This window comes from Paraburkholderia sp. BL25I1N1 (genome assembly GCF_003002025.1).
Classification (GTDB): Bacteria; Pseudomonadota; Gammaproteobacteria; order Burkholderiales; family Burkholderiaceae; genus Paraburkholderia.
In genome coordinates this window covers 1-12,811 of record NZ_PVZB01000016.1, presented here as the reverse complement: position 1 = coordinate 12,811, position 12,811 = coordinate 1, and the positions used below count along the sequence as shown (strand labels likewise).

The window sequence follows — 12,811 nt, the reverse complement described above, 5'->3', positions numbered from 1 at the left end:
GCGCGGGCTTGTACGTCAAGCGTCCTTATTGATGATCCATTCGTGCGCCGGGTCGTTGCGGAAATGCCAGACTCGCTGTCCGCCCGCCATCACGTTCAGATAGTACGAGTCGTACCCGTACGGCACGATCACCGGATGATAGCCACGCGGCACCATCACGACGTCGTGATTTTCGACGGCCATGGACTCGTCGATATCGCGCATGTCGGTGTACACGCGTTGAAACGCAAACCCTTGCGGCGGATCGAGCCGGTGATAGTAAGTCTCTTCAAGTGAGCTCTCGTGTGGGACATTGTCGGTGTCGTGCTTGTGCGGCGGGTAGCTCGAAGCGTGTCCGCCAGGCGTCCTGACTTCCACCACCAGCAGCGACTCCGCCGGCTCGGTCTGCGGAAGAATGTCGCATACGTATCGCGTATTCAGCCCTTTGCCGCGTGTCGAGCGTTTCATCGAACCCGGCTCGATCAGCCGCGCCGGTAATTCGCCTTTGGCCGGTGCGCTCGCCACGCCGATCTCGGCATCGCGGCAAGCGCGTACCGTGACCCGCACATTCGGCGGCAAATAGACCGCATACGGCGCGGCGTCTTCGAACACGCTGTCGCGCGAACCCAGCGAACTCCATTTGGTGTCCGCGGTTTCGATATCCACTGCGCCCGTGAGCACGACGATGCACACTTCACGCGACGGTTCGAACACGTGCACGACTTCGTTCTCGCCCAGCCGGTAAGCGGCAAAACCGACATAGCGCCAGCACGCCGACTCCGGTGTTACTCGCGCGATAGTCTGGCCTTCGCGCTGCGCCTTCACCAATAAACTCATGCTGCCTCCTGCTGTGTGCCGTCGAGCGGCGCATCGACCAGCGCGCGCAATGTCTTGTAGCCTTTCTGCGCGTAGTCGAACGATGGCGCCACGACCGGATCCTGTTCGGCTTCCACCACCAGCCAGCCGCAATAACCGTGCCGCTTCAGGCGCTCGATGATCGCGGGGAAATTCACCGCGCCGTCGCCCGGCACCGTGAAGGCGCCGGCGATGACCGCGTCCAGAAAACTCCAGTTGCGATTGCGCGCGAGCTTCATGACGGCGGGGCGCACGTCCTTGCAGTGCACGTGGCAAACGCGCCCGATATGTTTGTCGAGCACGGCGAGCGGATCGCCTCCGGCAAACGTGATGTGTCCCGCGTCGAACAGCAGGCCGACAGCGTCGCTGGTGCGTGCCATCAGTTGATCGACGTCGGCCGGCGTTTCGACATAAGCGCCCATGTGGTGATGGTAGGCGAGCCGCACGCCGCGGCTCAGTGTATAACGTGCGAATTCATCGACACGGGCCGCATATTCGGCCCATTGATTCTCGCTGAAAAAACGCGGGCGTTGGTAAAGTGGTCGCGCTGCGCCCTGAATCGAATCGGCGACCTCGCCATACACCATCGCCGTTGCGCCGTTTTGCGCGAGCAATTCCAGATGCGGGCCGACCTCCGCGATTTCTTCCTCGACGCTGCGTCGCGCGAGGCGTCCGGAATACCAGCCGGAAACCAGCGCGAGATCGTACTGCGCAAGCAGCGTCTTCAACGCCTGAGGCTCGCGCGGAAACTTGTTGCCGAGTTCGAAGCCTTGATAGCCGATCTGGCGGCCTTCCGTCAGCGCCACTTCGAGCGGCGTTTCGCCGCCGAGCGAAGGCAGATCGTCGTTCATCCACGAAAGCGGATTAATGCCGATACGTACGTCGAAAGCAGTCATGCGGGCATCCTCATTCGTTGTCGGCGGAGCCGGTGTTTTGCGCGGAGCCGGCCGGTTCGGCGCGGGCCGCGAGTTGCGTTTCGTATTTCGCGCGCGCGTCGCGCACGGCCGGGCGCGGCGAGACCTCCGGCACGGCCACTTCCCACCACCAGCCGCCGTCGTCGGTGGTGCGAGCGGGATCGGTATCGATGCTGATGACGTAGGTGCGATCCGCCGCGCGGGCGCGTACCAAAGCAGCTTCGAGTTCAGCGACATTCGCCGCATGTTCGGCCTGCGCGCCGAGCGCACGCGCATGCGCGGCGAAATCGATCTGCGGCGCGCCGAGCGGGCCTTGCATGCAGTTCTCGAGCAGGTTGTTGAACGGCGCACCGCCGCACGCCTGCTGCAAGCGGTTGATGCAGCCATAGCCGCGATTGTCGAGCACTACGACGATCAGCTTCGCGCCGATCATCACTGAGGTGGCGATCTCGCTGTTCATCATCAGATAGCTGCCGTCGCCGACCATCACGATCACTTCACGCGCGGGCCGCGCGAGCTTCACGCCGAGTCCGCCGGCAATCTCGTAGCCCATGCACGAGTAGCCGTACTCGACGTGATATGCGCCCGGTTTGCCGGCGCGCCACAGCTTGTGCAATTCGGCGGGCAGGGTGCCGGCCGCGCAGACGACGATATCGTTCGCGGGTGAACTGGCGCTCGAACGCTGCACGGCGCCGATCACATCGCCCTCGTAAGGCAGCACGGTATCGCGCTGCGGCGCATGCGTGATCGTGCTCACCGTATCGCGCCAGCTTGCCGCGAGTTTGTGCGCGCGCGCGGTCCACGCGCGGTCAGCGTGCCAGCCTTGCAGCGGTTCGACGAGCGCTTCGAGCGCGAGACGCGCGTCGGCTTCGACCACTTGCGCGCGATGCTTGAGACCGTCGAACGCATTGGCGTTGATGGCGATCACGTCGGCTTGCGTGAACAAGGTGTTCGAGCCGGTGGTGAAGTCCTGCAAGCGCGTGCCGATGGCCAGCACGCAATCGGCGTCGTGCGCGAGCGCGTTCGCGGCGGGCGAGCCCGTCACGCCCAGCGCGCCCGCGTTCAGCGGATCGTTCCACGCAAGCGAGCCTTTGCCAGCCTGGGTTTCCGCTACTGGAACGCCGTGCGCGGTCGCGAAGCGGTGCAGCGCGTCGCTTGCGCGGCCATAGAGCACGCCGCCGCCCGCGACGATCAGCGGCCGCTTGGCATGACGCAGACGCGCGATAGCGGCTTCGATTTCATCGACACGCGGTGCGGGCGAATAAAACGTGACGACGCGCGGCTTGAAGAAGTCGACCGGGAAATCCCATGCCTGCGCCTGCACGTCTTGCGGCAACGCGAGCGTCACAGGCCCGCACAAGGCGGCGTCGGTCAGCACGCGCAGCGCGCGCGGCAACGCATTCAGCAATTGCGCGGGATGCACGATGCGGTCGAAGTAGCGCGACACGGGCTTGAGCGCGTCATTGGCGGAGACGCCGCCGTCGTGGAAGTCTTCGACCTGCTGCAAGACCGGATCGGGCGCGCGCGAGATGAAGATGTCGCCGGGCAACAGCAGCACCGGCAAACGGTTCACATGAGCGAGGGCAGCCGCGGTCACGAGGTTGGTGGCGCCCGGTCCGATCGACGTCGTGACGGCCATCATGCGGCGGCGGAAATGCGCCTTCGCATAGGCGATCGCGCTGTGCGCCATCGCCTGTTCGTTGTGGGCGCGCAGGGTCGGCAGTTCGTCGCGGTGCTGATACAGCGCCTCGCCGATCCCCGCCACGTTGCCATGGCCGAAGATCGCGAACACGCCGCCGAACAGCGGTTCGGTGCCTTCGCCGTCTTCAGTCGCGACGCGTTGCGCGGCGAGATAGCGGACCAAGGCCTGCGCGGTCGTCAGGCGCACCGTGCCACCTGGCCGCGTGCCAGCGTGGCTGGCATCGTTGGCGGACGCCGCGTCGTGATGCAATACGCGCTGATTCATGCGGCTTGCTCCTGTTGGACAGGGTTCGGCGCGCTGGGCTGCGCGGCGCATGCGCCACGCGTTGCACGCCACGAAGCAATCAGTGTTTCGAAGGTGCGGCGTACACGCGCGATCAACTCGTCGTCGCCGATTTCTCCGGCGAGCCACGCATGACTCGGCTCGTGGAAGATCGTGCGTCCGACCGTGAAGCCACGGCACGTCGCCGATTGCGCGGCCGCGCGGAAGCCTTCGTCCAACTGCTCGACGGCCGCCGACAAACCGAGCAGCACCACGCCGCGGCAATACGGATCGCGCTCGGCGATCAACGCGTCGACGTTGCGCCACTGCGCGGCGTCCATGGGTTCGAGCTTCCACCACTCGGGATAGATGCCGATGTTGTACAGGCGCTTCAGCGCGCGATACACGGTGTCGGGCGCTTGCGGCAGTTGCGCGTGTTTCGGCGGAATTACTTCGAGCAGCAATTCATGGCCGCTTGCTTGCGTCGCGTCAAAGAGCGCGCGCAGTTGCGCTTCCTGTTCGAGACGCTGCTCGATGGGCTCGTCCGGATGGAACTGCACGAGGCACTTGGCGATATGTTCCTGCGGCCACGGAATCAGCGTGGTGCCGATCGAACGGCCATGATCGAACACGAGCGGCACCGAGCCCGGCAATTCCACCGGGCGGCCGATCCACCAGCCGCGGCCGGTGGCCGCGTTCAGCGCGTCCTGGCCATAACGGTCGTCGATCAGCACGCCAATGTGGTTCTGCAACCCCAGCGCGCTTTCGGTTTGCGCGACGGCTTCGACGAACAGGCCCTTCAGACGCGCGATGCGCGCTTCGTCGGCGCGCGTTTGCTGCGCGAGTTCGAAGAACTGGTTGCGATGGTCGAAGGCGAAACCAAGCACTTCGTCCCATTGTTTGCGGGCCGGCGAGACGCGATGCAGCCGTGCGAGCGTTGCGTCGCGATCCGGGCGGCGCATGCGCTGCGGATCGGCTTTCGCTTCGCGCAGGAAGTAGTCGAGTTCGGCGGGCGTTGGCATGGCCGGCGCGCAGCCGTGACGCGAGACGACCAGCGCGCCGCTCGCGTTCGCGATGCGCGCGCAGGCTTCCAGCGGCTGATCGCGCAGCCACCCGGAGAGAAAACCCGAGGCGAACGCATCGCCCGCGCCGAGCACGTTGAGCACTTCGACTTCCACGCCGCCGTGAATCGGCAGATCGTCGAGCGAGGCGGGCACCGCGCCGTCGATGATCTGGCAGCCCATTGGTCCGCGTTTCAGCACCAGCGTGGCCGGCGTGACGGCGCGCACCATCGCGAGTGCGTCGACCAGCTCGGTCTTGCCGCCGGCAATGCGGAATTCCTCTTCGGTGCCGATCACCAGATCGAACAGCGGCAGAATGCGCTGCAAATGCGCGGTGACGCCCTCGCTCGCGACGAAGCGGGTTTCGCCGTCTGCTTTGCCGGTGAGGCCCCACAGCACAGGGCGATAGTCGATATCGAGCACGGTGCGCACCTGGTTGCGGCGCGCATAGTCCAGCGCGCGGCGGCTCGTGCGGTTCACCTGCTCGGTGGAGAAGTGCGTGCCGGTAATCAACAGCGCTTTCGACGACGCAATGTAGGCCTCGTCGAAATCCGCTTCGTCGACTGCCATGTCCGCGCAGTTCTCGCGATAGAAAATCAGCGGAAAAGTATCGCGGTCTTTGAGGCCGAGCAGCACGAGAGCGGTCAGGCGCTCCTGATCGATGCGCACGTGGCTGACGTCGCAGCCTTCCTTGGTGAGCGTCTCGGTGAGAAAACGGCCCATGTGATCGTTGCCGACGCGCGCCAGCATCGACGACGCGAGGCCGAGCCGCGCGCAGCCGAAGGCAATATTGGCCGACGAGCCGCCAAGATACTTCGCGAAGCTCGACACGTCTTCGAGCCGCGCGCCGACTTGCTGCGCGTAGAGATCGACAGCGAGGCGACCGAGGCAGACAATATCGCGGCTGCGGCCCGGCGCAAAGCGGCTGCCGGTGGCCGGCGCCGGAGCGGACGTGATGCCGCTGGATGTGCTGGAATGATCCATGAAGTTTCCTGAGTAGCTGGGCGCGGCGGCCGGCGCGACTGCGCCGAACCATCGCGCGAATGAATCAGATCGTCGCGCCTTCGAGTTCGCCGATCATCTTCTGCATCTCGGCGCCGCCGGCCATCATGTCGAGCACCTCGTCCTTGCTGATGGTTTCCTTGGTGAACGTACCGAGCGATTTGCCCCGATTGAGCACCGTGAACGAATCGCCGATCGGATACGCGTGGTGCACGTTGTGCGTGATGAAGATCACCGAAATGCCTTTGGCGCGCGCCTTGTGAATCAGCTTCAGCACGTTGAAACTCTGCTTCACGCCGAGCGCGGCGGTCGGTTCGTCGAGAATCAGCACGCGTGCGCCGAAGTGAATCGCCCGCGCGATCGCGAGACACTGTTTCTCGCCGCCGGACATGGTGCCGATCGGCTGATGCGCGTCGCGCACGTTGATGCCCATTTCGGCGAGCTTCTCGCGCGCGGTGGCGGCGCTGGTTTCGAGGTCCATCACGCTCAGGAAGCCGAACAGTTTCTTTTGCGGCTCACGTCCCATGAAGAAGTTGCGCGCCACGGAGAGCAGCGGCACCAGCGCGAGATCCTGATACACGGTGGCGATGCCGAGATCGAGCGCATCTTTCGGCGACTCGAACAGCACGGGTTTGCCGTCCACCAGATACTGGCCGGAAGAGGGCTGATGCACGCCGGCGAGGGTCTTGATCAGCGTCGACTTGCCCGCGCCGTTGTCGCCGAGCAGGCAGTGCACTTCGCCGCGTTTCAGGCGCAACGTCACGCCGCTCAATGCGATCACCTTGCCGAAGTATTTGTTGACGTTTTCCAATGCGAGGATCACGTCTTCGTGCGGCGTGGCTGCGGTCGCGTTTGCGTTTGCGTTCGATTCAGGCAAGGCGTTTGCCGCGGTATTCATATCGGACATGTTCGTCTCCTCTTTACGCCTGCGAAACGCGGCGGCGCACATAGTGATTGAACAGCACGGCGATCAAAAGCATCACGCCGAGGAACACGCGGAACCAGTCGGAACTGACGTTGGTGTAGGTAATGCCGATCTGCACCACGCCGAAGATCAACGCACCGAAACACGCGCCGACCACCGAACCGTAACCACCCGTCAGCAACGTGCCGCCGATCACCGCGGCGATGATCGCTTCGAATTCCTTTTGCAGACCGCGGTCGGCCGCGGCCGAGCCGATGTCGCACACTTGCAGTACAGCGAACAGGCACGAGCAGAACGCGGTCAGCACGAACAGCGAAATCTTCACGCGACGCACCGGCACCCCCACGTTCTTGGCCGCGTTGGCGTCGCCGCCCACAGCGAGAATCCAGTTGCCCGCGCGCGTTTTTGCCAGCACGAACGCGCATACCGCCGCGAGGCCGAGCCACCACAGAATTACCTTCGGGATGCCAGGCACGAGCGCGTGGCCGTTATCGAGCATGGTGCCGATGCCGTGGCGCGCAAGCATCGTGAATAGACCGTTCAGCGCGACCCCGTGAAACAGCGTATTCGCGAACCAGTCGTTCTGCGCGAGGTCGCCGACACCGGAGACGATCGTGCGGTCCGCGAACATGATCGAGAGCGCGAGCGTGAGGCCACGCAGGATGAACAGAAACGCGAGCGTGACGATGAACGACGGCAGGCGCGTGCGCATCACCAGATAGCCGTTCAGCGCGCCGAGCAGCATGGAGCCGGCGAACGCGAAGAGAATGGCCAGCGAAATCGGCCAGTGGAAATACACCGAGGGAATCGCGACCATCATGCCGGCGAAACCGATCATCGAGCCGATGGACAGATCGAACTCGCCGGCGATCATCAACAGACAGGCGCCCACGGCGAGAATGCCGAGATATGCGGAGACCTGCGACCAGTTCATCACGCCGTCGAGGTTGAACATGCCGGAACCGCCGGCCGTCAGCGCGAAAACGAGAAACACCAGCACCGCGCCGGAAATCGCGGCGAATTCGGGGCGATTCAGCACGTGGCCAAATCGGGATTCCTTGCGCAGCCGTTCATCCGAATCGGGCAGCGAGGGCGCGGCCTCGCCGGTATTCGTCTTGACGTGCGGTGGGAAGTGCTTGCCGGCTACACCCATGATGTCTCCTTGGAGCCCGGCCGTGTGCAGCTCGCACGCGAGGATGCGTGGCGAGAACGACAGCCGGTGAAATGCGCGGTGGCGGCGGGCGGCCCGCTCCGAATCGAAGCGGTGCCCGCCGTGCGCGTGACTAGCTAGAGAAAAGAATCAGCGATACTGCCCTGCGTACTTGATGACCTTGTCGAGGTTTTCCTTGGTGATGAAACCCGGGCCCGAGCGAATGTTCTTCGGCCCGTACGACGGTGCGAGGCCATAGGTTGCAAGCCGTTCCTTGAACTTCGGATTGGCTTCGAGAATCTGGCGGATCTTCGCGGGATCGGTGGTGTGCTCTTTCTTCACGATCGCCAGCACGGCCACAGGGATGTAGCCCTGCAGGTACGGCTGCTGGTCGATCGCGAACTGGATCGTGCCGTTCTGGATCGCCTTGGCGATGTCGTCGGAGAAGTCGAACGTGCAGAAATAGATCTTGCCGGCCAGACCCATTTGCGTGACCGCTTTCAGCGTGGCCGAAGCCGGGGTCGGTCCGAGCGTCAGGATCGCGCCGGTGTTCGGATGGTTGCGCAGATACGCGCTGACCTTCGACTGGATTTCGGTCGGGTCCTGGCCGGAGTCGATCGTGGATGCCTTGTAGTCGACGCCGAGCGCTTCGGCGAAACCACGGCAACGGTCGAACGACACCGTGTTGGTGGCAATGTGGTTCACGCACAGGAACGACTTCACGCCCGCAGCCTTGGCCTTCTCGCCGGCCGCTTTGCCCGCGACGTATTCCGGTTGACCCACATGCATGATCGCGCCGAGTTGCGCGCTCTGTTCCTCGGTGCCGGAATTGATCGTGACGAGCGGAATCTTCTTCGCGGTCACTTTGTTGATCGAGCTTTTCAGCACGTCGAAGTCGGCGATGGTGACGATCACGCCGTCGTAGTTGCGAGCGGCCGCCTGTTCGATCAGACGCGACATGTCGGCGATGTCGCCGTTCGGCGGATTGCGGTAGTCGGTCTCGACGTTGAAGTCCTCGTCGGCCTGTTTGATGGCGTTCTTGATGGTGTTCCACCACGAATCCGAATCCGGCGCGTGGCTGATCAGCACGAAGTGCGCGTCAGCCGCGCGGGCGGCCGAGGCCGCGCCGAATCCCGTCGCCAACGTCAATGCCGTCACCAGAATCCTGAGCGTAGCCTTGCCCTTGCAAAGTCTCATTGTCTCCACCTTTCTCGGTATGTCGTTTTTGAAGGGAGCGTCTGGCGGCGGCGTTCCATCCGCGTACAAACCCGGAGTAGCCACCCACGCACCATCGCTCACGACCAAGATTAGGCGATCTTCCAAGGTGTTGCAATGAAAATTTCATTGAAAATAAAAATAGAAAATACGTTCCATTTGATTGGCCTGCTGCCTATAATCGGCAGCGTCAGGAGGCCGTGTGGCGGGCGTTGGAAGCCGCTGCGGCACTGCAATAAAGCACCCGAGAGAGAGCCATGGCGGAAGAGAGCACCGAGGAATTGCCCAGCGTCGAAGAATTGATGCAGCGCATCGCGGAAAACTACGACGCATTGCCGCGTCAGTTGAAGAACGTCGCGACGTATATCGAGCAGCATCGCTCCAGCGTGATGGTGGACCGCACCAGCGACATTGCCGCGAGTTGCGGCGTGCATCCATCCGCGGTGGTGCGTTTCGCGCAGCGCTTCGGCTTTTCCGGCTTCTCCGACCTGCAGGCGGTTTTTCGGCAGGCTTACACGGGGCAGGGCAGTTCGTCGCCGAGTTATCAGCAGCGCATTCGCAAGCTGATCGACGAGAAGCCGGGTGCGCTGTCCGGCGGTTCGGTGGCGCGCGAATTCATCGCGGCCTCGCGCGGCGGGCTGGAAGAACTGGAGGCGGGCCTCGACGACAAGGAGTTCGACGCCGCGGTGAAGATGCTGCAGCAAGCCGACAACATCTACGTGATCGGCGTGCGGCGCTCGTTCCCGGTGGCGAGCTATATCGTCTACGCGCTGCAGCACACGCCCAAGCGCGTGCATCTCGTGTCCGGTTTCGGCGGCATGTATCGCGAACAGATTCGCAGTGTGAAAAAGGGCGATGTGGTGATCGCGATCAGCTTCGCGCCCTACGGCAAAGAGACGCAGTATTGCTTGCGGGTCGCGCATCATCACCAGGCCAAAACGCTGGTTATTACGGATAGCCAACTATCTCCGCTCGCGCGTTATGCCAGCACGCAACTGTATGTGAAAGAGGGCAGCGCGTTCGCGTTCCGCTCGCTGACCAGCACGATCTGTTTGTGCCAGGCGTTGTTTATCGCGCTTGCGTACAAGCTCGAATTGAATGTTGAAGAATCCAAAGACACTGGAGGATACGATGACTGATGGGGCAAAGACGATCGACGTAGCGGTGTTTGGCGCGGGGCGCATCGGCAAGATTCATGCGGCGAATCTCGCGCGGCAGCCGGGCGTGCGACTCAAATACGTGGTCGACGTGAATCGTGAAGCCGCCGCGGCACTCGCCGCGGAGCACGGCGCGCAGGTCGCCGATATCGACGGCGCGATGGGCGACGCGTCGATCGGCGCGACGGTGATCTGTTCGAGCACCGACACGCATGCCGATCTGATCATGCAATCCGCCGCGCAGAACAAGCATGTGTTCTGCGAGAAGCCGGTCGATTTGACGCTGGAGCGTGCGCGTGCCTGCGCGGCCGCGGTGGAGCGCGCGGGCGTGGTGTGCATGATCGGCTTTCAGCGCCGCTTCGATCCGACCTTCTCCGCGTTGAAAGCGCGACTCGATGCCGGCGAGATCGGCACGCCGGAAATGCTGGTCGTGACGAGTCGCGATCCGGGCGCGCCGCCGGTCGAGTACATCAAGCATTCCGGCGGTATTTTCAAGGACATGCTGATTCACGACTTTGACATCTTCCGCTGGATTCTCGACGACGAAGCCGACACGCTGCACGCCACCGGCAGTTGTTTGAGCGACCCCTCGATCGCGGAGGCGGGCGATATCGATTCGACCGCGGTCACGATCCGCACGAAGCGCGGCCGCCTGTGCCAGATCAATACCGCGCGTCGCGCCGCGTACGGTTACGACCAGCGTTTCGAAGTACTGGGCAGCCACGGCATGTTGCAAGCGGGCAATGTGCGTCCCACGGAAGTCACGGCTTATTCGAAAACCGAGGTGTCGAGCGACGTGCCCGAAGCGTTTTTCCTCGAACGCTACCGCGCGGCTTACGCTCACGAAATCGCGCATTTCTTCGATGCGGTGACGCATGGCAAGCCGGTTCGCACGACCGTCGCCGACGGTTTGAAGGCGCTCGAACTCGCCGACGCCGCGGCCCGTTCGTGGCGCGAGGGGCGCGCGGTCAAGCTCGGTGAGGCGTCGTGATGACGGCCGCGGCGGCGCGGGTTCGTGTGGGCGTAGTCGGCCTCGGGCGTCTTGGCAAGCGGCACGCGGAGAATCTGGCGTATCGCGTGCCGCGCGCGTCGCTCGTGGCCGCCTGCAGTCCGGTGGAAGAAGAGCGGGCCTGGGCGCGTGAAGCGTTGCCCGCGCCGCGTCTGTACGAGGATTATGCGGAACTGCTGGCTGACCGTGAGGTGGATGCGGTGTGGCTCGTCACGCCGTCTTCGTTGCACGCGCAACAGATTGTCGATGCGTTGAGGGCCGGCAAGCATGTGTTCTGCGAGAAGCCGTTGTCGCTGGATGTCGCCGAGTGCGAAAGGGTGCTGGCGGAGGCCGCGCGTTATCCGCACTTGCAGGCCACCATCGGGTTCATGCGGCGCTTCGACCCGAGCTATAAGGACGCGTTCGACAAGATCGAAGCGGGCAAGATCGGCCGGCCGTTTCTGGTGCGCTCGCAGACCGCGGATCAGAACGACAGCGATGGTTTTTTCGTGCGTTTTGCAGCGACCTCTGGCGGGATCTTTCTGGATTGCACGGTGCACGATATCGATGTCGCGCGGTGGCTACTCGGCAAGCCGCGTGCGAAGCGCGTGTTCGCGGCGGGGGCGGCGGTGATGCATGAAGGCTTGCGTGAGTTCGGCGATGTGGATAACGGTGTCGCGATCTGCGAGTTCGAGGGCGGGAAGCTGGCGATGTTTTATGCGTCGCGGACGCAGGCGCATGGTAATGATACGCATAGCGAGGTGATTGGCACGGCTGGAGCGCTGGTTATCGGGCGTAATCCGCGGGCGAATCGGGTTGAGATTTACGACGCCACCGGGATTCGGAATGAGTGCACGCCGAATTTTTTTGACCGGTTCGAGGATGCGTTTTTGTTTGAGGCGCGGGCGTTTGTTATGGCTGTGCGGGATGGGGTGGGGTCTTCTGCTGCGCAGGCTGGGGCTTCACTCGCTGATGCGTTGGAGGCTACGCGGATTGGGGTGGCGTTGCGGGAGTCTTTGTTGAGCGGGGAGGCTGTTAGGTTGTAGGTTTTTTTGTCTTTTTTGCTTTTACACGGTGGGTTGTTTTTTTGGGGGGTGTTGGGCTTTTCTTGCTGTTACCAAGGTCTGGTTTGCTTGCGATGTGGGCCTTTCCTTGAAATCTTTGTGGTTTATTGGGGTTGCCCCTGTGCGGGGCGGCACTTCCTTTCTTTGCCGGCCGCAAAGAAAGGAAGCAAAGAAAGCGGCTTCACACCGCCAGCCTGTAAGCGGGTCTTCTGGCTTGGAGGAGGTAGTGGCGCATCTGGAATCCATGCCCTCGCGCCTTCCGCGTTCGTGACAAGGCGCTCATTCTTCCGGCGGCGCTGCGCGCGCCGTCGCGGTCGTTCTGCAAAACCTCGGTCGTTTCGATGCCAAGTGTTCAATGAGTCGTGGACGGATTCCCGCATGGGCAGCTTGCCAGAGTGCTCGGTTTTTTTTGCGCGCAGCTGTTTTCGTCCCGTCATTTCCCAGGACCTATCCGTAATTTCGTGGGCGGGGCATATCATGAGGGATCAAGGTCATGGATATGCCGATGAAAAAGAAACGCACCGTCGCGTCTCAGGCA

At 63.1% G+C, this 12,811-nt stretch carries 10 protein-coding genes; 3 read left to right on the top strand and 7 right to left on the bottom strand.

Annotated elements, in window-relative coordinates; all coding sequences use genetic code 11:
- Positions 1–15: 15 nt before the first annotated feature.
- From iolB to B0G73_RS23560, 7 genes are all read right to left on the bottom strand, one after another.
- Positions 16–816, bottom strand: coding sequence for a 5-deoxy-glucuronate isomerase (iolB, locus tag B0G73_RS23590; protein ID WP_106283668.1), 801 nt, complete (start codon positions 814–816; stop codon positions 16–18).
- Complete coding sequence (gene iolE, locus B0G73_RS23585) at positions 813–1,730, bottom strand: myo-inosose-2 dehydratase (protein WP_106283667.1); 918 nt, start codon at positions 1,728–1,730, stop codon at positions 813–815. Before iolE ends, iolB begins: the two co-directional genes overlap by 4 nt.
- Before the next feature lie 10 nt (positions 1,731–1,740).
- Positions 1,741–3,714, bottom strand: coding sequence for a 3D-(3,5/4)-trihydroxycyclohexane-1,2-dione acylhydrolase (decyclizing) (gene iolD / locus B0G73_RS23580; protein WP_106283666.1), 1,974 nt, complete (start codon positions 3,712–3,714; stop codon positions 1,741–1,743).
- Positions 3,711–5,756 (bottom strand): 5-dehydro-2-deoxygluconokinase, encoded by a 2,046-nt coding sequence (gene iolC / locus B0G73_RS23575; protein WP_106283665.1) that lies wholly within the window; start codon positions 5,754–5,756, stop codon positions 3,711–3,713. The genes iolD and iolC overlap by 4 nt, the downstream gene beginning before the upstream one ends.
- Before the next feature lie 64 nt (positions 5,757–5,820).
- Positions 5,821–6,681: an ATP-binding cassette domain-containing protein gene (locus tag B0G73_RS23570; protein ID WP_258193422.1), complete on the bottom strand. Its 861-nt coding sequence runs from the start codon at positions 6,679–6,681 to the stop codon at positions 5,821–5,823.
- A gap of 13 nt (positions 6,682–6,694) precedes the next feature.
- Positions 6,695–7,852: an ABC transporter permease gene (locus tag B0G73_RS23565; RefSeq protein ID WP_106283664.1), complete on the bottom strand. Its 1,158-nt coding sequence runs from the start codon at positions 7,850–7,852 to the stop codon at positions 6,695–6,697.
- Positions 7,853–7,999: 147 nt separating this feature from the next.
- Positions 8,000–9,046: a sugar ABC transporter substrate-binding protein gene (locus B0G73_RS23560; RefSeq protein WP_106283663.1), complete on the bottom strand. Its 1,047-nt coding sequence runs from the start codon at positions 9,044–9,046 to the stop codon at positions 8,000–8,002.
- 275 nt (positions 9,047–9,321) lie between these two features.
- Here B0G73_RS23560 and B0G73_RS23555 point away from each other — a divergent pair, with 275 nt between their 5' ends.
- From B0G73_RS23555 to B0G73_RS23545, 3 genes are read left to right on the top strand one after another with little or no spacing between them, the layout of a single operon-like run.
- Positions 9,322–10,203: a MurR/RpiR family transcriptional regulator gene (locus B0G73_RS23555; protein ID WP_106283662.1), complete on the top strand. Its 882-nt coding sequence runs from the start codon at positions 9,322–9,324 to the stop codon at positions 10,201–10,203.
- The gene (gene iolG, locus B0G73_RS23550; protein ID WP_106283661.1) at positions 10,196–11,212 is read left to right on the top strand and encodes an inositol 2-dehydrogenase; all 1,017 of its coding nucleotides are present in this window, start codon (positions 10,196–10,198) and stop codon (positions 11,210–11,212) included. The genes B0G73_RS23555 and iolG overlap by 8 nt, the downstream gene beginning before the upstream one ends.
- Positions 11,212–12,255 (top strand): Gfo/Idh/MocA family oxidoreductase, encoded by a 1,044-nt coding sequence (locus tag B0G73_RS23545; RefSeq protein WP_106283660.1) that lies wholly within the window; start codon positions 11,212–11,214, stop codon positions 12,253–12,255. The genes iolG and B0G73_RS23545 overlap by 1 nt, the downstream gene beginning before the upstream one ends.
- Positions 12,256–12,811 lie beyond the last annotated feature (556 nt).